The following is a 24206-nucleotide window of genomic DNA, read 5'->3' as shown; positions in this document are numbered from 1 at the left end:
GGCCCCTCCCACACGTGTGGGAGGGGCCGTCGCGCTGTCGGACCCTGATCGGACCCTGATCGGGCTCTGATCGGGCTCTGATCGGACGCTGGCCGGAAAACCCGTGTCGGTTACGATCCCGGGAGTCCCGCCGGAGGCTGGGGCGAATTTCAGTAGGCAGACCACGGGAGGGGGGAGAGCTGTGTCCGACAGCGATCTCACGGTCGACTATGAGTTCTTGAGCACCTGCGAAAGCCAACTCGGCAGTTTGCAGACGACGTTCAAGGACATCGAGAACCGTCGTGACGACATGGACAAGCACTGGGGCGCCGGGAAGATAGCGGACGCCATGGGTGATTTCGTCGACAACTGGGACGACTACCGCACCAAGCTCATCGAGGGCCTGGAAGCGACGGGCAAGCTCGTCGCGGAGACGAAGAAGTCGTTCGAGAAACTGGACGAGGACCTCGCCAAGGCGGGCAAGGGCAAGGACGGCAAGGGGAAGGGCCAGTGAGCACCCCGGCGTCGAAGCACCGCCCCGTCGACTGGCAGCCGCTGTGCGAGAGCGACCCCGTCCCCGGCGACCCGGAGGAGGTCCGGTCAGAGGTCCGGCACATGGTGGCGGTCGCCGAGAAGCTGCGCAAGCAGGCACGCAACCTCAAGGCCATCTCGGACGAGGACAAGCTCAAGGGAAAGTACGTCAAGCGGCTGCGTGAAGACTCCGGCACGCTGGAGAAGCACATGCGGGAGGTGGCCTCCCGGTACGAGCGGGTCCACGGGCACCTCACCAAGTGGGCGAACAAACTGGAGGACCACCAGGGCGACGCCGACAAGATTCTCCGCGAGGCCAAGGAGAAGCAGGCAGAGGCCGAGCGGGAGAAGGCCAAGGACGCCGAGAAGGCGGACGGGGACAAGAAGTCGAAGCCGTCGTCGGACGGAAGCGACGACGACCCGCTGAAGACGTACAGGACTCGGCTGGGCACCGTCACCGGGAACCGCGACAGCGACGCCTCCCACTACGCCGGCAAGATCAACGATGAGATCGACGACGTCATCGAGGACTCGTGGTGGGACAACGTCAAGGGCTGGGCCCATGACAACGCGGATCTGATCAAGGCCTTCATCGATGTTCTGGGCTGGATCGCGACGGCAGCCGGCTTCCTGGCCCTGCTCATCCCTGGCCTGAACCTGCTCATCCTGGGCATCGCGCTGCTCACGATCGGGCTCAGACTCCTGCTGGTGGCGTCGGGCGATGCCACCTGGACGGATGTCATCTTCGACGTCGTGGGCGGCCTGCTCGTGGTGGGCGGCCTCGGGGCCGCCGCGAAGCTCGCCAGCGGCGCCAAGGCCACCGTGGGGGCCGCTCAGGGCGCCAGGACCGCCGGCCTGAGCAGAGGGCTCAGGGGCGTCAAGGGCGTCATGGACGACATGGGCCGGTTGATGACCAAGCTGCCGGAGGGGCAGGGAAAGCAGGCCATCGGCGGGGCCCGTAACGCCATGCGCAAGTCCATCTCCCAGAACGTCGGCCTGGTGGCGAAGAACCCGCTGAGGGTCAGCCCGCTGTCGACGCTGGCGCACCTCGGCGACAAGGAGATGGCCGGCATGGCGAAGATGTTGCAGGCGAACAAGGCCAACTTCCCGGCGGCCGCGGGGGCCGCCGCGGACAAGGCGTACAGGTCCTACCAGGCGGGCCTCGGCATCGCCTGGACCGGTATGGGGATGGACGTCACGGACAAGGCGCTGGGCAAGAGCGACCTGACGAGCGTGACCGATGAGAAGTTCGGAAGCGGCGAGAAGCCCTACAACGAGGCGTACTCGGACTGGAAGGACAACACGCTGAAGCCCGCCCCCGACACCCACTGGTAGCGATACGGATTCCCGGAAGGGACGACGATGGACCTGCGCTCGGCGCAACGCATTGCCGAGGCCGAAGCGGCACGCACCGGACTCGGCACCGGCCCCAACCGACGGCTCCGGCTGACCTTGCTGATCGGAATGCCCCTGTTCCTGCCGGTGCTGGGGGTGATGATCCTGGTGCCGAAGTCACTGATGAACGAAGTCCTCTACGTCTACGAGGCCGCGATCATCGGGTGTCTCCTGCACTACGTCTGGGTCTTCGCGAAGTACCCCCGGTACGCGGACCGTCCGCCCTACCTCACCCGGGATCTCGCCATGGGCGGCGGCTTCTTCCTGCCCTCGCTGTTCTTCGGCTTCTGGCCCGCCATGATCGCGGCCCCGGCCTGGGCACTCTTCGTCGGCGTCACCTACGCCGTGGAAACGATGCGGGAGAACCGTGGCAACCACTGAGCACCGCACGGCCCCGACCGGCTTCAACCTGGTGCCGCCGCCCGGCTGGGACGTGATTCCGCTGCACTCGGGTACCAAGGAGGCGATGAACCACATCGTCCGCAAGGCGGTCGCGCAGCTGCCCGCCGGCTTCCCCAAGGACGACATCCCCAAGGCCCGGATGAAGCTCATCCAGGAGATGAAGAGGGTCGTACGCCAGGCCAGCGCCAAGGGAGGGATGACCCTCTATCTCCCCACCGAACGCCTCCACGGCGTCGCGCTGCCCGTCTCGATCGTCGCCTCCGAACCGATCGAGATTCCGCGGGTCAGGCCGGACAAGGGCCCAGAGGCGGTCCTGCTCGCGCTCGCCTCCGAAACCCCCGGAGCCGAGATGCGGGAGCTCGACGACACCGCGGCCCTGCGCTCGGAGCGCGACGTGCCCGCCGACCCCGCCCAGGGCGTCGACGCCGCGCACCGCCAGGTCGAGTACTTCGTGCCGATCCCGGACAGCACGCCCGACCAATACCTCACCTTCTCCTTCAGCGCCCTGATCGCGCCCGGCTCGGATCCCGCTTTCTACGACACCCTCGCGGAGCTCTTCGACGCTGTAATGGGCACCTTCCGCTGGAGTTATGCCTGAAGGCTCCCCCCTTCCCGCGCCCCCGACGAAAGAGATACTCATGTCCGAAGGCCCCCTGTGGAGCGCCGACCTCGGCCCTCTCCACATCGACACGGACGCCAACCAAGGCCTCTGGGGCTATCTCCACCTCCAGATTGACAAGAAGACCTTCAAGGAATGGCTGAACGAGTTCCTGACCGGCCTCGCCGCCATTCACAACATCGAACTCACCCGCAAGCTCCGCGGCTTCCACAAAAGCTTCTACGAGCAGACGATCGTGACGCTCCGGGACAAGCTCCAGGCCGACGAGGCGTTCATCTACCACCCCGTCCCGCTGACCTACATGCCGCTGGTGGTGCACGCCACCCGCATCCACTGCGACGCCCCTGACGCGGCCTCCTGCGAGGGAAGCGCCGCCTTCACGGTGCCGAACCCGGAGATCCCCGAGTGGCAGCAGCGCACCGGCAGCGTTCCCTTCGCCTCACCGCATTTGGGCGCGGACGGGATCCGGGTCACCCGCTCCTATCCCGCGGACGCCTCCATCCTGATGACCTCGGTGTCGTACCACTGGCACACCCCGCCCGGCCTCCCCGACGTCTGCCTGCGCGGGCACCACGACGACCCCGAAGTAATGGCCGCGGCCATCGAGCCCTTGGACGAGTTCGCACGGACGCTCCGGCTCCCCCAGACACCCCAGTAGTCGGCGACCGGCCTCCGTGCCTCCTCAGCGGATCCCGACGGCGGCCAGCGCATCCCGCTGCGCCGCGGAGAGCTTCGTCGGGAAGTACAGGTAGCAGACGCCTCCCGTCCCGGAGACGACCTTCCCCGTGGCGTTCTTCCGCTTCGTGCGCAGCCAGATGTTCTCCCACTCGCGGCGCTTGTAGACCCGGCGGACCGCCTCGTTGCTGGGGGACGCCGGGTCGTTGGCGATCACGTCGCCCTTCGACGTGAAGCCGATCACCGTCATCAGGTGGCCCGCCGTGCCGTAACCGGCGCCCGTCAGCTCCTCCTTGAGGAACGACTGGGACGTTATGGCCGGGATGCCCACGGCGATCAGCGACTCCAGCTCCGTGAGCGAGGTGAGGCGGGTGACGACGCCCTGGAGGTTCTTGTACGTCGACGCGTAGGCCGCGTTGAAGGGCCAGTTGCCGCAGCCCTCGTACTGGTAGTCGAAGACGTAGCGCGCCGCGTGGCACACCTGGGGGTCGGCGTAGGACGGGTCGACCCAGGCGAGGTCGTCGGCGGTCGGTTTGCGGCCCCAGAACTCGATGATCATCTGCGAGGAGGTGGGGCTGCACCAGGCCTCGCCGCCGTTGTCGTACTCCGGATACTGGCCGGCGTGCGTCTCCTGCGAGTAGCGCGGGACCTTCAGTTCCTTGGTGAGCCCCGGCTTGGACGCGGGGACGGTGAAGCGGTCGGGGACGGCGGACGCCATCGCGCCGAGCCGCCACACCGTGGGCGTCGCCGTGGCGCCCGGCTTGCGGTAGAGGGTCAGTCGCAGGCGGTACGAGACGAGGCGAAGACTGGTCGTCGTGTCGTTGATGGAGAAAGTGTCCGTCCAGATGCTGGACTTGCCGTCGGTCTGGTCGTCCACCGACGTACGGCGGATGTCCTTCTCCTTGTCGTCGCCCGAGGTCCAGCGGCCAAGGACGTACCAAGGAGTCTTCTTCTTGTCCGAGTACGTGCCCTGGAGCTCCACCTGGAGCCACGTCCCGGCGGGCGTGCGGGCGTTCCAGGAGGCGACGACCTCCGTCGCGGGGACGGCGGGGCGGTGCACGGGCGAGGTCCACCGGGCGTACTCCCAGGTGGCGGTCTTGCCGGTGTGCGGATCCGCGTAGTCGGTGCGGCCCGCGGCCTCGGCGATCTCCACGGCGGGGCGGGCCCCGGAGACGGCACGGATGCCGCTCGCGGTGCCGGCGCTCCAGTCGGCGTGCGAGGTCCAGAAGCGGTTGCTCACCGGACGCTTCGCGCGCGCGGCTTCGCTCAGTCCGCCCGACGCGAGCGCCGGAGCCGCGGTGGCGGCCACCGCGGCCACGGCGGCTGCCGCGGCGAGGACGGTTCTGCGGGACATGTCATCAGCTCGGTCCATGGCGGGACCCCCAGTCGACGTGGGTTCCGGACGGATCCGGAAGGGGCAGGTCAGATGCACGGCGGTAGCCCAACTATGGCTGCTCCACGCCGACTTCTGCCAGCGCTTCGACCACCACCGCCTGCGCCAATATTGGCCTCGACCACTGGCGTGAGCTGCGAAGGCGCGCGGAGTGGGGCATTTGGCACCCGTACGCTTGCCGGTGATGACCGCACACGCCACTCCCCTGTCCCGCGTCGCCGGAGAACTGCTGCGCCTGCCGCCCTCCTGCGGCCCCGTACGCCTCGTGGCCGTCGACGGGCACGCGGGCTCCGGCAAGTCGACCTTCGCCGACCGTCTCGCGCAAGCCCTGGGCGGTGCGCCCGTCCTGCGCCTTGACGACATCGCGAGCCATGACGCGCTCTTCGGCTGGACGGAGCGGCTGCGGCGCGAGGTCGTCGTGCCGCTCTCGCACGGCGAGAGCGCGCGCTACGAGACGTACGACTGGCACGCGCGCCGCTTCGGCCCGCAGACCCGCACCCTGCCGCCCGCGCCCGTGGTGATCGTCGAGGGGGTCGGCGCGGGCCGCCGCGCGCTGCGTCCGTTCCTGGCGCGGCTGCTGTGGATGGAGTTGCCCCGCAAAGAGGCCTGGGGCAGGGGGCGCCATCGGGACGGGGCGGTGCAGAGCGACTTCTGGGACGGGTGGGAGCCCGCGGAGCGCCGGCACTTCGCGGAAGACCCTTCACGCCCCTTCGCTCAGTCTTTGGTGCGACAGTGGCGCGAGGGATATGAGGTGCTGCAGGGCCCGAATGAGACGTCTGCGGCGAGCCAAATCGTCACTCAGAGTGAGGGACCAGAGGCAGTGCGCTGACCCCGCGGAAAGTGCCTTCCGGAACTTCTCACGAGTTTCCATGAGTGCCTCAACTCGGCTTGACCGAGGGCCCTTACAGGACTTACGTTCTGAATGTGCGGCCTTTCGAGGCCGCCCGCAGACGCGAAGCCCCCGGTTGTTCCCCCGTGATCGGGGGCTTCGTTCTGCCTTCCGACGTCGCATTCCGGACGCTCCGAGCCGCCTTTCGCTCACCCTCGGTGACGACGGGGTTCCCCTTCACCTGCCTGATCCCGCGCTGCGGCACCCTACGGCCGAGCACTCCTGCGCAGGTACGATGCCTTTCGGTGCGACTTACGGACGGCTGCTCTGCACGCCGGTTCAACGTCCGTCCGCAGCACGGCGGTTCAGCGAAGTTGCCGACGGGCACCGGTCCGGCGGTACACAAACGGGGGCACGGTTTGTGGGGGACGTGATGGACTTCGACGCGGTGGGCTCACCCGCCCCGGCCGACCTCGCCTGGCTGAGGGGCGTCGACGCCTACACGATGGGCGCCTATCCGCAGGCGGAGGAGGAGTTCCGGGCGGCGGTGCGGATGGATCCGGGAATGGCCGACGGCTGGCTCGGACTGCACGCGCTGCGCATCGACACGACGACGGCGCTCCTTCGGATGTTCCAGCACCGGGACAGGTTCGGGGAGCAGCGCACCCGGCACGGCCGCACGCTCAACTCCTGGTACTGGCTGGGCTGGTGGGTGCAGCCCGTCCTGGAGAGCACGCGCGATCTGCTGCTCGCGCACGCGTCGCACTGGCTCGACGGGCGCCATGTCCCCGAGCTCGACCGGGCGTTGGCGGGGCTGCCGCCGGTCGACGCGGATCCGCAGGTGCGCTTCCTGCACGCCTGCCGGTCCTATCTGGTCAAGGACTGGGAGCAGTTGGTCCGGCACACGGACTCGCTGATCGACGACGCGATGCTGGGCATCGAAGCCGGCCTCTTCGGAGGCATGGCCCGCGTACGCCTGGAGATGTTCGGCCAGGCCGAGCCGCTCCTGTCCTGTGCCCTGATGCGCTGCCGCAGCGAGCAGCCGCAGCGCAAGGAGCTGCGCTACTGGCTGGCGCGGGCGCACGAGGGCACGGGCCGCTCGGCGGCGGCCCTGCCGCTCTACCGCGCGGTGCACCGGGTGGACCCCTCCTTCATGGACACCTCCGCGCGGCTGGCGGCGATCTCGGAGGGGGACGGGTACGACGAGGTGACCGACCTGGCGGCGATCACCCTGACCGGCTTCGGGCAGGACGTGATGGAGGGACCGGACGGGATCGACCCGCTCTTCGGCACCGAGGGCCGCGATCTGAAGGTCACCGGGCCCGACCTGCCCGCGGGCGGCGCCCCCACCGAGACCGACGCGGTGCGCGAGAAGGCCGTGATCCCCGTCCAGCCCCAGCTGCCGCCGGGGCCCACCGATCCCGCGCTCCTGGAGGCCGCCCTCGCCGAACTGGAGGGCATGGTCGGCCTCGAACCGGTCAAGCGGCAGGTGAAGGCGCTCTCGGCGCAGCTGAACATGGCGCGCCTGCGCACCGCGCAGGGACTGCCCGTGCAGCCGCCGAAACGACACTTCGTCTTCTCGGGCCCCTCGGGCACCGGCAAGACCACGGTGGCCCGCATCCTGGGAAGGGCGTTCTACGCGCTCGGTCTGCTCGGCGGCGACCACCTGGTGGAGGCGCAGCGCGCGGACCTGGTCGGCGAGTATCTGGGCCAGACCGCGGTGAAGGCCAACGAGCTGATCGACTCGGCGATCGGCGGCGTCCTGTTCGTGGACGAGGCCTACTCCCTCTCCAATTCGGGGTACGGCAAGGGCGACGCGTACGGCGACGAGGCCCTCCAGGTCCTGCTCAAGCGCGCCGAGGACAACCGCGACCACCTGGTCGTGATCCTCGCCGGCTACCCCGAGGGCATGGACCGCCTGCTTGCCGCCAACCCCGGGCTCTCGTCCCGCTTCACCACCCGCGTGGACTTCCCCTCGTACCGCCCCCTGGAGCTGACCTCCATCGGCGAGGTGCTTGCCGCCGAGAACGGCGACGTGTGGGACGAGGAGGCGCTCGACGAGCTGCGCTCCATCAGCGGGCACGTGGTCGACCAGGCGTGGATCGACGAGCTGGGCAACGGCCGCTTCCTGCGCACGCTCTACGAGAAGAGCTGTGCCTACCGCGACCTGAGGCTCTCCGGCTACCCCGGCGAGCCGAGCCGTGACGACTTGTCGACCCTGCGGCTCCCGGACCTGATGCAGGCGTACGGCGAGGTGCTCTCGGGACGGGGGCCGCAGGACCCGCCGAGAGTCTGAGACCCCCGCGGTTCCCGGGCCCCCGCCCCGGCCGGTCACACCAGGGCGCCCGCCCCGTCCCTGGACTCCTGGGGCCTGCGCGGCACGGAGACCCGGTGCGCCGGATCACGGACCTCGCCGACCAGGAGCTGCAGTACGTCCTCCAGGGCGACCAGGCCGAGCACCTTGCCCGACGCGTCGGCGACCTGCGCCAGATGCGTCGCGGCCCGGCGCATCACCGTCAGGGCGTCGTCCAGCGGGAGTTCGGCGCGCAGCGTCGTCATCGGACGCCAGACCTGCTGCGGGACCGCGCGATCCGTGTCCGCGCCCTCGGTGAGATCGAGTACGTCCTTCACGTGGAGGTAGCCCATGAAGGCGCCGTTCTCCGCGCAGACCGGAAAGCGGGAGAAGCCCGTGCGCCCGGTGAGTTCGATGACCTGCGACGGGGTGACCCCCGCGCCCACGGTCACCAGTGAGGCCCGGTCGAGCAGGACGTCCGTCACCGGGCGCGAGCCCAGTTCGAGGGCGTCCTCCAAGCGCTCCTGCTCCTCGGGGTCGAGCAGTCCCGCCTGGCCCGAGTCGCCGACGAGCCGGTTGAGCTGCTCGCTGGTGAAGACGGCCTCCACCTCGTCCTTGGGCTCCACCCCGAAGAGCTTCAGCACGAGCCGGGCGCACGCCCCGAGCGCCACCGTGACCGGGCGGCAGAGGCGGGCGAAGGCGACGAGGCCGGGGCTGAACCAGAGCGCGGTCTTCTCCGGGGCGGCCATCGCGAGGTTCTTCGGGACCATCTCGCCCACGACGAGGTGCAGGAAGACGACCACGGCGAGCGCGATGGCGTACCCGAGCGGGTGGATCGCCCCCTCGGGGATGTGCGCCGCTTCGAAGACGGGCTCCAGGAGGTGCGCGACGGTGGGCTCGGCGACCGCGCCGAGCGTCAGCGAGCACATGGTGATGCCGAACTGGGCGGCCGCCATCATCTGCGGCAGATGTTCCAGGCCGTAGAGGACCTGGCGGGACCGCTTGGTGCCCAGGGGCTCGATCTGGCTGCGGCGTACGGAGACGAGCGCGAACTCGGCCCCCACGAAGAAGCCGTTGGCGAGGACGAGGAGGAGGGCGAACAGGAGTTGGAACACGCTCATCGGGCGGCCTCCGCCACGCTCATGGCCTCGTGGACACCGGCATCGGTGCCTTCCTTGGCCTCTGTGGCTTCCGGGGCCCGCACGAGCCGTACCCGCTCGGCGCGGTAGTGGTCCACCTGTCGTACCGCGAGCCGCCAGCCCGGAAGCTCGGCCCGGTCGCCGGGGGCGGGAATGCGGCCCAGGAGATCGGCGACGAGTCCGGCCACGGTCTCGTACGGCCCCTCGGGGACGTCGAGTCCTATCCGCTGGAGCGTGTCGACGCGGCAGCTGCCGTCGGCGTCCCACGCGGGACGGCCGTCCTCGGCCGGTGCCACGGCGATCTCCGGCAGGTCGAGCAGGTCGTGCTCGTCGCGGACCTCGCCGACGAGTTCCTCGACGATGTCCTCCAGGGTGACCACGCCGGCCGTGCCGCCGTACTCGTCGACGACGACGGCTATCGGCTGCTCGCTGCGCAGCTGCTCCAGGAGCTGCTGCACGGGCAGCGTCTCCGGGACCAGGAGCGGCGCCTGCGCGATGCGGCTCACGGGCGCCCTGAGGCGCTCGTGGGCCGGGACCGCGAGGGCGTCCTTGAGGTGCACCATGCCGACGATCTCGTCGATGCGCTCGCGGTACACGGGAAAGCGCGAGAGCCCGGTGGCGCGGGTCAGGTTGACCACGTCCTCGGCGGTCGCCGACGTCTGCAGCGCGCTGACCTTCACGCGCGGGGTCATGACGTGCTGCGCGGTCAGCTCGCCCAGGGAGAGCGTGCGGACGAACAGGTCCGCGGTGTCCTGTTCGAGGGTGCCCGCCTGCGCCGAGTGCCGGGCGAGGGAGACCAGCTCGCCGGGCGTGCGGGCCGAGGCCAGTTCGTCGGCGGGCTCGACGCCGAGCAGGCGCACGAGCCGGTTGGCGGTGGTGTTCAGGAGGGAGATCACGGGCCTGAAGAGGCGCGAGAACACGTGCTGGGGGCCCGCGACGAAGCGCGCGACCTGGAGCGGCTTGGACACCGCCCAGTTCTTCGGGACCAGCTCGCCGATCACCATCTGCACGGCGGACGCGAGGAGCATCCCGACGACCACGGAGACGCCCGGTACGGCGCCTTCCGGAAGGCCGGTCGCCGTGAAGGGTCCCGCGAGCAGATGCGCGAGGGCCGGTTCGGCGAGCATGCCGACCACGAGTGAGGTGATGGTGATGCCGAGCTGGGTGCCGGAGAGCTGGAAGGACAGCTCCTTGAGGGCGTCGACGACCGTACGGGCCCGTCGGTCGCCGTCGGCGGCGGCCTTCTCGGCGTCCGGGCGCTCGACGGTGACGAGCCCGAACTCGGCGGCCACGAAGAAGCCGTTGGCCAGAATCAGCAGGAATGCCGCCCCGAGAAGCAGCAGGGAAGTCGTCATGCCGCCGCCTCCCTGGTGAGTCCAGTCCCGGTATGTCGGGAGGGGGCGGCGCATGTACTACAGGACGAACCGTCCATCGCCGGAGGGAGTCACTCCTCGGTTAGCAGGAGCCCCTGTGGACCGGGCGGGCCCGACAGGGGCGGGGCGGCACACCATGCGTGCCCCGCCACCAGATTAATCAAGACCCGGCCCGATGCGTCAGCCCTGCGGGGTGCGGGCCTCGGCGAGGGCACGGAGAGAGCGCGCGTCGCTGATGGCCCGCTGCTTGGCGATGCCCGGCTGGATGCCCATGGCCGGGAGGCTGGTGCCGTCGCTGAGGTTGAGGAACACCCACGGGTCGCCGGGGCGCAGATTGACCTGGACGATCTCGGCCCAGGCCAGGCGCCTGCTGGTGGCGATGTTGACGACGGTCACGCCGGCCTCGTCGGCGACGACCTTGGGCCTGCTCAGCAGCATGAGCACGCCGAAGAGCAGCGCACCGGTGAAGATGAAGCTGATCCGCTCCCCCGCGCTGAGGCCCGGGATGAGCAGGGAGATCACCGTGAGGACCACGAAGATGGCGGCGCCCGCGGTGAGCAGGACGACGCGGGTGCGGCCGGGCCGGAAGGTGACGGGCAGGGCGGGAAGCGCGGGAAGCTCAGACATGAGGCGGGATCTCCTGCCGGTTCAGAGGCGGCAGGCGTGGATGGCCGTGGTCAGGATGGCCCGCGCCCCGATGGCGTACAGGTCGTCCATGATCTGCTGGGCCTCCTTGGCCGGGACCATGGAGCGGACGGCGACCCAGCCCTCGTTGTGCAGGGGTGAGATCGTCGGCGATTCGAGGCCGGGCGTCAGGGCGACGGCCTGCTCCAGGTGCTCGGCACGGCAGTCGTAGTCCATCATCACGTACGCCCTGGCGACCAGGACGCCCTGGAGGCGGCGCAGGAACTGCTGGACCTTGGGCTCGTCGGTGTCGGCGCCGGTGCGCCGGATGACGACCGCCTCGGACTTCATGATCGGCTCGCCGAACACTTCGAGGCCCGCGTTGCGCAGCGAGGTGCCGGTCTGCACGACGTCCGCGATGACCTGGGCGACGCCCAGTTCGATGGCGGTCTCGACGGCGCCGTCCAGGTGGACGACGGAGGCGTCGATGCCGCTGTCGGCGAGGTGCTTGGCGACGATTCCCTCGTACGAGGTCGCGACGGTCTTGCCCGCGAGGTCCGCGATGGTGCTTGCCGTGCCCGGCTTGGCGGCGAAGCGGAAGGTGGAGCGTGCGAAGCCGAGCGGCAGGATCGTCTCGGCGTTCGCGCCGGAGTCGATCAGGAGGTCCTGCCCGGTGATGCCGATGTCGAGCTTGCCGGCCGAGACATAGATCGCGATGTCCTTGGGCCGGAGGTAGAAGAACTCGACTTCGTTGTCCGGGTCGACGAGGACGAGCTCCTTGGACTCCTTGCGCTGTTGGTATCCGGCCTCATGGAGCATCGCCGACGCAGGTCCGGACAGTGAACCCTTGTTGGGGACGGCGATGCGCAGCATGAGGACGGATTCCTTTGCGTTCAGGGGGAGTTGGGTGGCGGGGCGGGCGTACGGCTCAGAGGTGCGCGTACACGTCGTCGAGGGAGATGCCGCGGGCGACCATCATCACCTGCACGTGGTAGAGGAGCTGGGAGATCTCCTCGGCCGCGGCTTCCTTGCCCTCGTGCTCGGCGGCCATCCAGACTTCGGCGGCCTCCTCGACGACCTTCTTGCCGATGGCATGGACGCCCTTGCCCACCAGCTCGGCGGTGCGTGACGTGGCGGGGTCGCCGGTGGCGGCCTTGTGCTGGAGCTCGGTGAAGAGCTCCTCGAAAGTCTTCTTGGACATGATGTCGCTTACTTTACGCGGCTCCCCGGCCCCGCTCACCGCCAGGGTTCGGAGATCGTACGCAGCGTGGTCGCGGTGGCGACGGCCGCGGTGACCGCTTCGTGCCCCTTGTCCTCGTGGGAGCCCTCGATGCCCGCCCTGTCCAGGGCCTGCTCCTCGGTGTCGCAGGTCAGGACGCCGAAGCCGATGGGCACCCCGGTGTCCACCGTGACCTGGGTCAGACCGTTGGTGACGCCCTGGCACACGTACTCGAAGTGCGGGGTTCCGCCGCGGATGACGACGCCCAGCGCCACGATCGCGTCATAGCCGCGGCCCGCGAGGACCTTGGCGACGACCGGCAGCTCGAAGCTGCCGGGCACGCGCAGGACGGTCGGCTCGTCGATGCCGAGCTCGTGCAGGGCGCGCAGCGCGCCGTCGACGAGGCCGTCCATGACCTTCTCGTGCCACTGGGCGGCGATCACCGCGACCCGCAGGTCTCCGCAGTTCTTCACGCTCAGTACGGGTGCACCCTTGCCGCTCACGCGCTTCTCCTGGTCGCTCGAAATTTCTCGTACGTCGCTTGTGTCGTACGTTGCTTACTGGTTGCCGCAGGCCGACACCTCAGGGGTGTCGAGCCAGGGCAGGTCGTGCCCCATCCGGTCCCGCTTGGTGCGCAGGTACCGCAGGTTGTGCTCGCCCGCCTGGACCGCCATCGGCTCGCGTCCGGTGACCTTCAGGCCGTGCCGGATCACCGCTTCGGTCTTGTCGGGGTTGTTCGTCATCAGGCGCACGCTGCGGACGCCGAGGTCGTCCAGGATCCGCGCGCCCGCTCCGTAGTCCCGGGCGTCGGCGGGCAGGCCGAGTTCCAGGTTGGCGTCCAGAGTGTCGCTGCCGCGCTCCTGGAGCTCGTAGGCGCGCAGCTTGGAAAGCAGTCCGATGCCGCGCCCCTCGTGGCCGCGGAGGTAGACCACGATGCCGCGCCCCTCGTCGGTGATGCGCCGCATGGACGCCTCCAGCTGCGGGCCGCAGTCGCAGCGCAGGGAGTGGAAGACATCGCCGGTCAGGCACTCGGAGTGGATGCGGACCAGGACGTCGTCGCCCTCGCCGATCTCGCCGTGGACGAGGGCGACGTGCTCGACGCCGTCGACGGTGGAGCGGTAGCCGTACGCCGTGAAGTCGCCGAAGGCGGTGGGCAGGTGGACCTCGGCCTCGCGGCGGACCGTCGGCTCGCTGCCGCTGCGGTAGGCGATCAGGTCCTCGATGGAGATGATCGTCAGGCCGTGCTTGCGGGCGAAGGGGATCAGCTCGGGCAGGCGGAGCATCGTGCCGTCCTCGCCCGCGATCTCCACGATGGCCCCGGCCGGGCGCAGTCCCGCGAGCCGGGCCAGGTCGACCGCGGCCTCGGTGTGGCCGCCCCGGACCAGGACGCCGCCGGACTTGGCGCGCAGCGGGAAGATGTGGCCCGGACGCACGAAGTCGGTGGGCTCGAAGCTGCCCGCCGCGAGCATCTGGAGCGTGGTGGCGCGGTCGGCGGCCGAGATGCCGGTGGTGACGCCGTGCGCGCCGCTCGCGTCGACGGAGACCGTGAAGGCGGTCCGCATCGACTCGGTGTTGTTCTCGACCATCTGCGGGAGCTGGAGGCGGTCCAGCTCGTCGCCCTCCATGGGTGCGCAGATCAGGCCGCGGCACTCGCTCATCATGAAGGCGATGATCTCGGGCGTCGCCTTCTCGGCCGCGATGACGAGGTCGCCCTCGTTCTCGCGGTCCTCGTCGTCGACGACCACGACGGGCCGCCCGGCGGCGATGTCGCGGATGGCCGCCTCGACGGGGTCGAGAGCGAGGTCCGACGCGTCTTCTTCGTGACCCGTGCTGTACCAAACCGGTGCCGCGCTCATGCCGGGGCTCCTTCCATGACGGGCTGCGAGGGCTGCGAGTCCTGCGAGGACACAGAGCGCGACCGCAGCCACCAGTCGCGCATGCCCCACAGGACGAGCGCGAGGTAGATGACGTACACGAGGCCCGAGAAGGCCAGACCACTGCTGAACGCGAGCGGAACGCCGACCACGTCGACGAGGAGCCACGCGAACCAGAACTCGACGAGACCGCGGGCCTGGGCGACCATCGCGGCGAGCGTGCCGACGAAGATGTAGGCGTCGGGCCAGGGGTTCCAGGACAGGTCGGGGACGGCGGCGAACAGGGCGCCGACCGCGAGGGTGCCGACGGCCGTGCCGCCGAGCAGCACCCCGCGCTCCTTCCAGGTCGCGAACCGGACGGCGATGGAGCCGTCCTGCGCCTGCTGCTTGCCGTTGGTCCACAGGCGCCAGCCCCACAGGGCCACGCCGATGACGAGCAGTTGCTTGCCGACACCGCCGGTGAGGTGGGCGGACGCGTAGGCGCCGACGAGGATGACGCCCGAGAGGAACTGGGCGGGCCAGGTCCATATGGAGCGCCGCCAGCCGAGGGCGAGGGCGATCAGGCCGACGGTGTTGCCCACCATGTCGGACCAGATCACGTGCTGCCCGAAGGCCGTGAAGGCTTCGGAGTTGAGCCAGTTCACTTCGTGGCCTCCTGAGCGGGAGCGGCAGCCTGAGCGGCAGTGGGAACAGCGGGGGCGCGGTCGCCGAGCATCCGCTCGACGTACTTCGCGATGATGTCCACCTCGAGGTTGACCGGGTCGCCGGGCTGCTTGATGCCGAGCGTGGTCAGGGCGAGGGTGGTGGGGATGAGGCTGATGGTGAAGTAGTCGGGCCCGGCGTCGACCACCGTCAGGCTGACGCCGTCGACGGTGATGGAGCCCTTCTCCACCACGTAGCGGGAGAGGTCCGCGGGGAGCGAGACCTTGACGATCTCCCAGTGCTCGGAGGGCTTGCGGTCGACGATCTCGCCGGTGCCGTCCACGTGCCCCTGCACGATGTGGCCGCCCAGGCGGTCACCCACGGCGGTGGGGCGCTCCAGGTTGACCCGCGATCCGGCCGCGAGCGCGCCGAGGCTGGAGCGGTTCAGGGTCTCGGCCATCACGTCGGCGGTGAACTCCGCGCCCTCGTGCTCCACGACCGTCAGACAGACGCCGTTGACCGCGATGGAGTCGCCGTGCTTCGCGCCGTCGGTGACGACGGGGCCACGGACGCGGAAGCGCGACGCGTCGTCCAGGTTCTCGACGGCGGTGATCTCGCCCAGCTCTTCGACGATTCCGGTGAACACTTCAGTGCTCCTTCGCTACGAGGGTCGCGGTGACGCGCAGATCGGGGCCGATGCGGACGGTCTCGCTCACGTCGAGCCGCAACGCTTCGGTGATGGTCGTGATTCCGCCGCCGGTCAGGGCGGCGGGGCCCGCGCCGAGCAGGACGGGGGCCAGGTAGGCGACGACGCGGTCGACGGCGCCGGCGGCGACGAAGGCGCCGGCGAGCGTCGGGCCGCCTTCGAGGAGTACGGAGCGGACGCCGCGCGCGTGGAGTTCGGCCAGGAGGGCCTCGATGTCCAGCCCGCCGTCCGCGCGCGGGAGCCGCACCGTTTCGGCTGCTCCCTCGGGGGTGACGTTCTCGGCGACGGCGATGAGTGTGGGCGCCGCGTCGTCCAGGACGCGGGCGCCGGGCCGCACCGCCGTGCCGTTCGTGTCGACGACGACGCGCAGCGGCTGGACGGCGCCTTCGACGCCCCGCACGGCGAGGTGCGGGTCGTCGGCGCGCTGGGTTCCGGAGCCGACGACGACCGCGTCGCACGCGGCGCGCAGACGGTGGACGTCGGCGCGTGCCTCGGCCGACGTGATCCAGCGGCTGCTGCCGTCGGCGGCGGCGATGCGGCCGTCGAGCGAAGCGGCGTACTTCCAGGTGACGTGCGGACGGCCGAGCCGCACGGAGGTCAGCCAAGCGGCGTTCCCCGCGGCGGCCTCGTCCTCCAGGAGGCCCGACTCCACGTCGACCCCGGCGGTGCGCAGTCGCTGCGCGCCCCCGGTCGCGGCGGGGTTCGGGTCGCCGACCGCGTAGACGACACGGGCGATGCCGGCGTCGATGAGCGCCTGGGCGCAGGGGCCGGTGCGGCCGGTGTGGTTGCAGGGTTCGAGGGTGACCAGGGCGGTGGCGCCGCGGGCCTGTTCGCCGGCCGCGCGCAGGGCGTGGACCTCGGCGTGCGGGCCGCCCGCGCGCTGGTGGTGACCCTCGCCGACGGTCTGCCCGGAGGCGTCGATGATGACGCAGCCGACGACCGGGTTGGGGCTTGTGGAGCCGAGTCCGAGGGCGGCGAGCGCGATGGCGCGGCGCATGGCGGCACGCTCGTGCTCATTCGCTGTGACTGCGGCTGCGGTGGCCACCGGGTCCTCCTGCCTCATAGGGCACGGACTCCGGGGCCTGTCGATGACGACAGAATGTACGGACTGCGACACCGGGAGCGACGCCGGAAACGAGACCTCTCCCTGGGGAACCCGAAAAAGCCGGGTATCCCAAAAACAAGCCACTCGGCGACGTGCACGAATGCCCGCCCGCCGCGCACTGCCTCCCATCCGGACTTTCACCGTCGGTCCAGGAGTTTCACCTGGTCAACCGACCGCTGGAGGCGGCCGGGTCGCGGACTATAACCGCCGGTTCGGAATTACACCGACCCCGGAGTGCGCTGCTTTTGGTACGAAGCCAGTGTGCCACGCCTGATCGGCCCCCATACGGGCGAGCCTCTGTGGCCTGGCTCACAGCTGCCGGGGCGGCGGCGCGGTCAGTGGCCCGGTCAGTGGCGTGGCCCGAAAAGCTCGTCCTGCGCCGTGTCCCTGGCGGCGAGCAGCGCGCCCCGCAGCACCGCCGCGCCGCCGAACGCGCTCGCGCGCACCTCGGTGCGCAGCGGGGACATCGCGGCGACGCGTGCCTCCACGCGCGCGGCGAGCGCGGCGCCGCCCGCACGGCCCACCTCTCCGCCCAGGACCACGCAGCCGGGGTCGAGGATCGCGGCCATGGCGGCGGCGCCGACGGCGATCCGGTCGGCGGCGGCGTCGAGGAAGGCGCCGTGGCCCGTCTCGACGGCGCGCCGCACCACGTCCGCGCCGTCTCCCCCGGTCGCGAGGCCATGCCCGGCGCCCAGGTCACGGAGCGCGGCGGCGCAGGCCAGCGAGTGGAAGCCGCCCTCGCAGCCGGTGGCGGAGGGCAGCACGTCCGTGCCGGGAACCGGCAGGAAGCCGATCTCCCCGGTGCCGCCCGACGCCCCGCGGCGCAGGCTGCCGTCGAGCACGACGGCGGCGCCGACGCCTTCGCCGAGCCACAGGAGCACGAAGGTGTCGCGGTCGTGGGCGGCGCCGTCACGCTGTTCGGCGCGGGCGGCGAGGTTGGTCTCGTTCTCCACGAGCACGCGCGCCGGGAACCGCTCCTGGAGAGCCCCGGCGAGGCGCCGGTGCCAGGCGGGGAGCGCGGTGGTGTCGCGCAGTTCACCGGTGGCCGGGTCGATGAGGCCGGGGGCGCCGATCGCCACGGTGTGCAGCCGCTGGACGCCGCCGTCCCGCGCGGTGGCTTCCACGAGGGTGACGGCGCGCTCCACGGCGGGCCCGGTGCCGGTGTCGCCGCCGATGGGCGCGGAGGCCTCGGCGAGCACCGCGCCGAGCAGATCGGTGACGACCACGGAGACGCCGCCGGTGCGCACGTCGAGGGCGGCGAGATGCGCCCGGTCCGCGACGATCCCGTACAAGCGGGCATTGGGTCCCCTGCGCTGGGCACCCGCCTCCCCCACGACGGCGATCAGGCCGGAGCCCTGGAGGCGCTCGACCAGATCGGCGACCGAGGGCCGGGAGAGACCGGTCAACTGCTTCAACTGGTTGGCCGTCAGCGGCCCTTCGCGCTGCAGGAGCCCCAGGGCGAGCCGGTCGTTGATGGCCCGGGCGGTGCTCGGTGATGCGGGCATGCCGGGGATCCTTCCATAAAGCTGCTATTTATCAGGCAGGGTTCCTGATAGTTTACGTCGCCGTACCGGGGAGGCACCTTGGGAGGGACGGGGCAACGATGAGTGAAGTGGTCCACGACGTACGTCAGTTGAAGCGCGCGCGGTATGCCGTGGCCGCTGTCTTCTGCGTACACGGCGCCGTCACCGGCTCCTTCGCGACACGCGTGCCCTGGATCCAGGAGCACGCCGACCTCAGCGCCGGGCTTCTCGGCCTCGCCCTCGCCTTCCCGGCGATCGGCGCCTCCGTGGCGATGCCGCTCGCGGGCTGGGTCAGCCACCGCTTCGGTGCCAGGACGGCGCTGCGCGGCCTGCTCGCCCTGTGGACGATGGCGCTGATCCTGCCCTCGCTCGCGCCGAACCTGCTCACGCTCTGCGTCGCCCTGTTCGTGTACGGCGCGACGGCGGGCATGTCGGACGTGGCGATGAACGCCCTGGGCGTCGAGATCGAGGCCCGCATGAAGAAGTCGATCATGTCGGGCCTGCACGGCATGTGGAGCGTCGGCGCCCTGATCGGCTCCGCGGCCGGCACGGTCGCCGCCCACCTGGGCGCCGACGCCAGGCTGCACCACGCGCTCGCCGCGGTGGCGCTCACCGCGATCGGCCTGATCGCCTGCCAGGGAGTGCTCGACCTCCAGGCGGAACCCGAGGACGAGGCGCCGCCGCGCTTCTCGCTGCCGCCGAAGTCGGCGCTGCTCATCGGCGCCGTCGGCTTCTGCGCGGTCTTCGCCGAGGGCGCGAGCCTGGACTGGTCGGCGGTCTATCTGCGGGACGTCCTGGACTCCTCCGCCGGTGTCGCCGCCGCGTCCACCACCGGCTTCACGCTCACCATGGCGATCGCGCGGCTCGCGGGCGACGCGGTGGTGGACCGCTTCGGGGCGGTGCGCACGGTGCGGGTGGGCGGCGTGGTCGCGGCGCTAGGCGGCCTCCTCGTGGTGGTGGCGCCGCACCCGGCGCTCGCCATGTGCGGGTTCGCGCTGCTCGGGCTCGGCATCGCGGTCGTGGTGCCCCTCGCGTTCGCCGCGGCAGGGCGCAGCGGCCCGAACCCGAGTCAGGCCATCGCGGGCGTCGCAACGATCACGTACACGTCGGGCCTGATCGCCCCGTCCGCGATCGGCACGCTCGCCGATGCCACGAGCCTGGTCGTCTCCTTCGGCCTGGTGACGGTGCTCGCCTGCGGGCTCGCGGTCTTCGCGGGGGTCCTGCGCACGGACGGCCGCGAGGCCACGACGACCGCTCCCGCGAAGGCGACGACACCCGGCCCGTGAGGAACCAGGGCACTTATGCCGGATTAACATTGCGCTGACTCATTCAGGTCTTGACAAAGTCGGGCGCACAGAAGGCGGAACAGAACATGGATCTCGGCGTGCGCTGGAGACTGCATGGCGACGGGCGCACCCCCGCGCCCGGAGCCGTCGTCCGTCCCGACGAGCGGCTCTCGTGGCCGCGCACCATCGGGCTCGGCGCCCAGCACGTGGTCGCCATGTTCGGCGCGTCCTTCGTGGCGCCCGTCCTGATGGGCCTCGACCCGAACCTCGCGATCATGATGTCGGGCGTCGCGACGGTCATCTTCCTGCTCGCCACGCGCGGCCGGGTGCCCAGCTATCTGGGCTGTTCGCTCTCGTTCGTGGGCGTGGCCGCGGTCATCCGCGCGCAGGGCGGCTCGTCGGCGACGGTGACGGGCGCGGTCTTCGTGGTCGGCGCGGCGCTGTTCCTGGTGGGCCTCGCCGTCCAGAAGTTCGGGGCGCGGATCATCCATGCCGCGATGCCGCCGATCGTCACCGGCGCCGTCGTCATGCTGATCGGCTTCAATCTGGCGCCGGTCACCGCCTCCACGTACTGGCCGCAGGACCAGTGGACGGCGCTCCTGGTGATGCTGTTCACCGGTCTGGCCGTGGTGTGCCTGCGCGGATTCTGGTCGCGCGTCGCGATCTTCCTGGGGCTGATCTTCGGGTACGCCCTGTCCTGGGCGCTCGACCTGGTCTTCGGCAAGATCCACTCGGCGGACGGCTCGGGCAAGGTCGTCGACCACTGGCGCCTGGACCTCTCCGCCGTCGGCAACGCCGACTGGATCGGCCTGCCGTCCTTCCACGCGCCGAGCTTCGAGTGGTCGGCGATCCTCGTCGCGCTGCCCGTCGTGATCGCGCTGGTCGCCGAGAACGCCGGGCACGTCAAGGCGGTCGGCGAGATGACCGGCGACAACCTGGACGGCAAGCTGGGCACGGCGATCTCCGCCGACGGCGCCGCCTCCATGCTCTCCACGGCGGTCGGCGGCCCGCCCAACACGACGTACTCCGAGAACATCGGCGTGATGGCCGCGACCCGCGTCTACTCCACGGCCGCCTACTGGGCCGCCGCGGGCTTCGCCCTCCTCTTCGGCCTCTGCCCCAAGTTCGGCGCGGTCGTCGCGGCGATCCCCGGTGGCGTGCTCGGCGGCATCACCGTCATCCTCTACGGCATGATCGGCCTGCTCGGCGCCCAGATCTGGATCAGCGCCGGGGTCGATCTGCGCAATCCGCTGAACCTCGTCCCGGCCGCCGCCGGCATCATCATCGGCGTCGGCGGGGTCTCGCTGAAGATCAGCGACAACTTCGAGCTGAGCGGCATCGCGCTCGGCACGATCGTCGTCATCACCGGCTATCACGTCCTGCGCGCCTTCGCCCCGCCGCACCTCAAGTCGCAGGAGCCGCTGCTCGATTCGGGCACGTCCACGTACGGCGAGAACGACGAGACCCCTGAGCCGGGCGCCGACGGCTCTCAGCCGCGCGCCAAGTCGTAGGCGTAGCCGGGCGAGAACGTCCCCGGCGCGCCCTGGCAGCCGTCGGACTCGCCCGGCAGTTTGATCCACAGGTAGGCGTCGATGCGGGCCTCGCCGGTACGGAGCGTGGGGCTCTGCCCGAGCCCTCGCCCCGCCGGGTCGCACCACTTCCCGCCCGCCGGGGCGCCGTTGCCGTTGCGGCTGGTGTCGATGACGGCGCCCAGCCCAGGCGGGCCGCCGAGCGCGGACAGGACCTTGCGGGCGTAGGCGGCCTCGTCGGCGGTGCGGTGGAAGTTCGACACGTTCGTGAAGATGCCGTCGGAGGCCGCGGGGGACGCCGCGCCCGCGGCACGCAGCCGCCCCGCCTGCTCGGCCGCCGCGTTCCAGCCGGAGTGCCCGGCGTCGAAGTAGACCCTCGCCCTGGGGTTGGCGGCCTTGAGGGTGCGGCCCGCGCGGGCGAGCGAGGCGTAACGGGCGGTGCGCTGCTTCGCCGAGAGGCACTCGGACTGCGCGATCGCGTCCGGTTCGAGGATGACGACGACCTCGCCGGAGCCGAGGCCCGCGGCGAACTTCCCGATCCACCTGTCGTACGCGGCCAGGTCCGGCGCCCCGCCCTGCGACGCGCCCCCGCAGTCGCGGTCCGGTATCGCGTACGGCACGACGACGGGCACCCGGCTGCCCGCGGCCGACGTCACCGCGCGCACCCGGGAGGTGACGGTCCGCGGCGCGTACTCGGCGAACCACACGGCCGCGGGCCGGTCGGCGATCCGTGACTCGATGAGCGGGCGGCGCGGGTCGTCCCGGTTCGCCCTGACCCAGTCCAGCACCTGGGAATCACCGTGCCGGTAGAGGGAGTTGGCCTTCTCGTCCTTGTCCGCGGCGGTGTTCGGCCTCTTCGGGCGCTGCACCGAAGGCTTCGGCCGCGGTTTCGGAGCGGCGGAGGACCTGGCGGGCGACGGCTTCGCCGAAGGCTTCGACGCGGACGGCGTCGGCACCGCGGGCAGCGGTTCGAGCGTCGGCGACTTCGTCACCTTCGGGCGCGCCCGGTCCTTGCCGCCGCCCTCATCCAGGGCGGACACCATTGCGGCGACGGCTCCGACGGCGGCCACGACCGAAGCCGCCGCGGACATGATCCCGTGCCGGGCGGCGCTCCTTCGCCCGGCACGTGGTGCGACGCGATGTCGTGCGCGGTCTGCTGACACTGTGCGGCCTCCCCCTCCCCCGCACCCCGGCTCCCCTTCCCAGGGGCACACACGGTCTCCGTTCCCTCGTTCTGGGGAAGCGGCCGGTGCGGCGGCATTCCGGCCAGCCTAGGACTGGGACCCTGCCACCATGGCGCAGTTGGAGCGGTTCGCGGAGTTCACAGGCCCGGCAGACGGGGTTGACGGCGTGGCGACGCGGATGCGCGCCCTGGACGCCGGCTTCCCTTCGGGCGACGGGGTGGGGGTATTCAACCGGGTCTATCTCTCGGTCACCGAAGAGGTCGCCCGGCACGTCGGCAGCGGCCTGTTCCCGGACACCGGAGCGGCCATCACGCTGGACGTCCTGTTCGCCGAGCGCTATCTGAGGGCGGTCGACACGGTGGCCGCCGACCGCAGACCGCCCGCCTGCTGGCGGCCGCTGTTCCAGCTCCGGCGCCACCCCGGCGTACGCCCGTTGCAGTTCGCACTCGCGGGCATCAACGCGCACATCGGGCACGACCTTCCGCTGGCCGTCATGGACACCTGTCGTACGCTCGGCTGCGAACCGGCCGACCTGGAGGACGAGTTCGACCGCGTGGGCGACATCCTCGTCTCGCTGGAGGAGCGCATCCGCGAAGAGCTGATGCCGGGCCCCGACCTCTTCCAGATCGCCGACCCGCTCACCCACCTCCTCGGCTCCTGGAGTCTGGAGCGGGCCAGGGACAGCGCCTGGGCGACGGCGCTCGCGCTGCGGGCCCTGCGTGAACTGCCGCGCGTCGCCGAGGAGTTCCGGGACCGCCTGGACGGAGCGGTCGGCCTGGTGGGCCGGATGCTGCTCACGCCCCTGCCCGACTGATCCGGCCACCTCGCGCCGCCCCCCACCCAACTCCCCGACGATCGTTGTACGTTGAAGGAAGTTACCCCGGATGCGAAGGAGCACCAGCATGGCCACACGACTCGGGCTCGGCCTTCCGCAGGGCAAGCAGTACAGCATCGGACGTGACGTCCCGGCCGTGGCCCGCGCGGCGGAGGAGATCGGCTACGAGAGCCTGTGGGTCTATGAACGCATCCTGTTCCCCGAGCCCGCGACCCAGGGTCTGTACGGCGTCGAGGGCCTGCCCTGGCCCGATTCGTACCGCTCGGTGGCCGACCCGCTCATCACGCTGACCCTGGCCGCCGCCGCCACCGAGCGGGCACGCCTGGGCACCAGCGTCCTGATCGCCCCGCTGCACGTGCCGTTCCAACTGGCGCGTTCGCTGGCCACGTTGGACGCGGCGAGCGGCGGCCGGGTCGTCGCGGGCCTCGGCACGGGCTGGTCCCACGACGAGTACGCGGCCGCGGGAGTGGCCCCCTTCAACCGGCGCGGCAAGGTCCTGGACGAACTTCTCGACGTCTGCCGCGCGGTGTGGGGCCCGGACCCGGTGTCGTACGAAGGGGAGCTGACGACGATCGCGCCCTCGGTCGTCGGCCCCAAGCCCGCACGCCCCATCCCGGTCCTGCTGCCCGCGGGCAGCCCGCGCGCCCTGCGCAGGCTCGTCGACCGCGCCGACGGCTGGATGCCGATCGGCATGGGCGCCGACAAGCTGGCCGAGCAGGCCCAGGCCCTGAAGGAACTGGCCGCCGAGCGGGGCCGCACCGAGCCGGTCCAGAGCGTCCTGCGGGTCAACGCGCGCTACACGCCGACCGCGTACGAGGGCGCGAAGCGCTCCCCCTTCCAGGGCAACGTCGCACAGATCGTCGAAGACCTGGAGGCACACGCCTCGACGGGCGCGGTCGAGGAGATCCTCGTCGAGCTCGCGGGCAGCACGAGGGATGCCGAGGAGCTGAAGGATCTGGCGGCGGAGGTGTACGAGGCGGCACGGGCAGCCGGGGTGTGAGACCCGGGCCGGGGGAAGCGCCCGAAGGGGCGCGGGGAATTGCGCGACCGG

At 71.0% G+C, this 24206-nt stretch carries 24 protein-coding genes and 1 riboswitch; of the genes, 11 read left to right on the top strand and 13 right to left on the bottom strand.

The window, feature by feature from the left end; genetic code table 11:
- Positions 1-181 precede the first annotated feature (181 nt).
- The 5 genes from ACFUPX_RS30140 to ACFUPX_RS30120 are packed head-to-tail and all read left to right on the top strand — an operon-like array spanning position 182 to position 3584.
- A complete protein-coding gene (locus ACFUPX_RS30140; protein WP_383329570.1) occupies positions 182-493 on the top strand; it encodes a WXG100 family type VII secretion target in 312 nt (103 codons plus the stop codon).
- Positions 490-1845, top strand: coding sequence for a hypothetical protein (locus tag ACFUPX_RS30135; RefSeq protein WP_383329567.1), 1356 nt, complete (start codon positions 490-492; stop codon positions 1843-1845). The genes ACFUPX_RS30140 and ACFUPX_RS30135 overlap by 4 nt, the downstream gene beginning before the upstream one ends.
- 27 nt (positions 1846-1872) lie before the next feature.
- Positions 1873-2286 (top strand): hypothetical protein, encoded by a 414-nt coding sequence (locus ACFUPX_RS30130; RefSeq protein ID WP_383329564.1) that lies wholly within the window; start codon positions 1873-1875, stop codon positions 2284-2286.
- Positions 2273-2905, top strand: a complete 633-nt coding sequence (locus tag ACFUPX_RS30125; protein ID WP_383329561.1) for a hypothetical protein — start codon at positions 2273-2275, stop codon at positions 2903-2905. The genes ACFUPX_RS30130 and ACFUPX_RS30125 overlap by 14 nt, the downstream gene beginning before the upstream one ends.
- A gap of 40 nt (positions 2906-2945) precedes the next feature.
- Complete coding sequence (locus tag ACFUPX_RS30120; protein WP_383329558.1) at positions 2946-3584, top strand: hypothetical protein; 639 nt, start codon at positions 2946-2948, stop codon at positions 3582-3584.
- Between the two features lie 24 nt (positions 3585-3608).
- On the opposite strand, the gene ACFUPX_RS30115 is transcribed toward ACFUPX_RS30120, so the two are convergent.
- A complete protein-coding gene (locus ACFUPX_RS30115) occupies positions 3609-4973 on the bottom strand; it encodes a peptidase C39 family protein (protein WP_383329555.1) in 1365 nt (454 codons plus the stop codon).
- A 205-nt stretch (positions 4974-5178) separates the two neighbouring features.
- On the opposite strand from ACFUPX_RS30115, the gene ACFUPX_RS30110 reads away from it, so the two are divergent.
- Both ACFUPX_RS30110 and ACFUPX_RS30105 read left to right on the top strand, forming a co-directional pair.
- The gene (locus ACFUPX_RS30110) at positions 5179-5823 is read left to right on the top strand and encodes a uridine kinase (protein ID WP_383329552.1); all 645 of its coding nucleotides are present in this window, start codon (positions 5179-5181) and stop codon (positions 5821-5823) included.
- 433 nt (positions 5824-6256) lie between these two features.
- Positions 6257-8119, top strand: coding sequence for an AAA family ATPase (locus tag ACFUPX_RS30105; protein ID WP_383329549.1), 1863 nt, complete (start codon positions 6257-6259; stop codon positions 8117-8119).
- A 35-nt stretch (positions 8120-8154) separates the two neighbouring features.
- Here the strand turns inward: ACFUPX_RS30105 and ACFUPX_RS30100 are convergent, their stop codons facing one another.
- From ACFUPX_RS30100 to ACFUPX_RS30050, 11 genes are all read right to left on the bottom strand, one after another.
- On the bottom strand, positions 8155-9237 hold the full coding sequence (locus ACFUPX_RS30100; protein WP_383329546.1) for a hemolysin family protein: 1083 nt from the start codon (positions 9235-9237) through the stop codon (positions 8155-8157).
- Positions 9234-10610: a hemolysin family protein gene (locus ACFUPX_RS30095; protein ID WP_383329543.1), complete on the bottom strand. Its 1377-nt coding sequence runs from the start codon at positions 10608-10610 to the stop codon at positions 9234-9236. The genes ACFUPX_RS30100 and ACFUPX_RS30095 overlap by 4 nt, the downstream gene beginning before the upstream one ends.
- Positions 10611-10808: 198 nt before the next feature.
- The gene (locus ACFUPX_RS30090; RefSeq protein WP_383329540.1) at positions 10809-11255 is read right to left on the bottom strand and encodes a PH domain-containing protein; all 447 of its coding nucleotides are present in this window, start codon (positions 11253-11255) and stop codon (positions 10809-10811) included.
- A gap of 21 nt (positions 11256-11276) precedes the next feature.
- A complete protein-coding gene (gene hisG / locus ACFUPX_RS30085; RefSeq protein WP_383329537.1) occupies positions 11277-12125 on the bottom strand; it encodes an ATP phosphoribosyltransferase in 849 nt (282 codons plus the stop codon).
- A gap of 55 nt (positions 12126-12180) precedes the next feature.
- Positions 12181-12453 (bottom strand): phosphoribosyl-ATP diphosphatase, encoded by a 273-nt coding sequence (locus ACFUPX_RS30080; protein WP_107019637.1) that lies wholly within the window; start codon positions 12451-12453, stop codon positions 12181-12183.
- Between the two features lie 35 nt (positions 12454-12488).
- The gene (gene ribH / locus ACFUPX_RS30075) at positions 12489-12974 is read right to left on the bottom strand and encodes a 6,7-dimethyl-8-ribityllumazine synthase (protein WP_383329534.1); all 486 of its coding nucleotides are present in this window, start codon (positions 12972-12974) and stop codon (positions 12489-12491) included.
- Between the two features lie 54 nt (positions 12975-13028).
- Positions 13029-14327 (bottom strand): bifunctional 3,4-dihydroxy-2-butanone-4-phosphate synthase/GTP cyclohydrolase II, encoded by a 1299-nt coding sequence (locus ACFUPX_RS30070; protein ID WP_383329531.1) that lies wholly within the window; start codon positions 14325-14327, stop codon positions 13029-13031.
- Positions 14324-14929, bottom strand: coding sequence for a nicotinamide riboside transporter PnuC (locus ACFUPX_RS30065; RefSeq protein ID WP_383329582.1), 606 nt, complete (start codon positions 14927-14929; stop codon positions 14324-14326). The genes ACFUPX_RS30070 and ACFUPX_RS30065 overlap by 4 nt, the downstream gene beginning before the upstream one ends.
- A 56-nt stretch (positions 14930-14985) precedes the next feature.
- On the bottom strand, positions 14986-15633 hold the full coding sequence (locus ACFUPX_RS30060; RefSeq protein WP_383329529.1) for a riboflavin synthase: 648 nt from the start codon (positions 15631-15633) through the stop codon (positions 14986-14988).
- A gap of 1 nt (position 15634) precedes the next feature.
- A complete protein-coding gene (ribD, locus tag ACFUPX_RS30055) occupies positions 15635-16738 on the bottom strand; it encodes a bifunctional diaminohydroxyphosphoribosylaminopyrimidine deaminase/5-amino-6-(5-phosphoribosylamino)uracil reductase RibD (protein ID WP_383329526.1) in 1104 nt (367 codons plus the stop codon).
- Between the two features lie 171 nt (positions 16739-16909).
- Positions 16910-17040, bottom strand: a riboswitch (FMN riboswitch).
- 105 nt (positions 17041-17145) lie between these two features.
- On the bottom strand, positions 17146-18303 hold the full coding sequence (locus ACFUPX_RS30050; protein WP_383329523.1) for an ROK family transcriptional regulator: 1158 nt from the start codon (positions 18301-18303) through the stop codon (positions 17146-17148).
- A 98-nt stretch (positions 18304-18401) separates the two neighbouring features.
- Here ACFUPX_RS30050 and ACFUPX_RS30045 point away from each other — a divergent pair, with 98 nt between their 5' ends.
- A complete protein-coding gene (locus ACFUPX_RS30045) occupies positions 18402-19607 on the top strand; it encodes an MFS transporter (protein WP_383329520.1) in 1206 nt (401 codons plus the stop codon).
- An 86-nt stretch (positions 19608-19693) separates the two neighbouring features.
- Positions 19694-21118, top strand: coding sequence for a uracil-xanthine permease family protein (locus ACFUPX_RS30040; protein ID WP_383329517.1), 1425 nt, complete (start codon positions 19694-19696; stop codon positions 21116-21118).
- Here ACFUPX_RS30040 and ACFUPX_RS30035 read toward each other — a convergent pair.
- Positions 21097-22227, bottom strand: coding sequence for a glycoside hydrolase family 6 protein (locus ACFUPX_RS30035; protein ID WP_383329514.1), 1131 nt, complete (start codon positions 22225-22227; stop codon positions 21097-21099). The two genes, ACFUPX_RS30040 and ACFUPX_RS30035, sit on opposite strands and share 22 nt — an antisense overlap.
- A 202-nt stretch (positions 22228-22429) precedes the next feature.
- On the opposite strand from ACFUPX_RS30035, the gene ACFUPX_RS30030 reads away from it, so the two are divergent.
- Both ACFUPX_RS30030 and ACFUPX_RS30025 read left to right on the top strand, forming a co-directional pair.
- On the top strand, positions 22430-23134 hold the full coding sequence (locus ACFUPX_RS30030) for a DUF5995 family protein (protein WP_383329511.1): 705 nt from the start codon (positions 22430-22432) through the stop codon (positions 23132-23134).
- Between the two features lie 88 nt (positions 23135-23222).
- A complete protein-coding gene (locus ACFUPX_RS30025; RefSeq protein ID WP_383329508.1) occupies positions 23223-24155 on the top strand; it encodes an LLM class F420-dependent oxidoreductase in 933 nt (310 codons plus the stop codon).
- Positions 24156-24206 lie beyond the last annotated feature (51 nt).

The sequence above is a fragment of the Streptomyces sp. NPDC057302 genome (assembly GCF_042667685.1).
GTDB lineage: Bacteria > Actinomycetota > Actinomycetes > Streptomycetales > Streptomycetaceae > Streptomyces.
The sequence above is the reverse complement of the archived record's forward strand: the minus strand, read 5'-3'. Positions and strand labels throughout refer to the sequence as shown.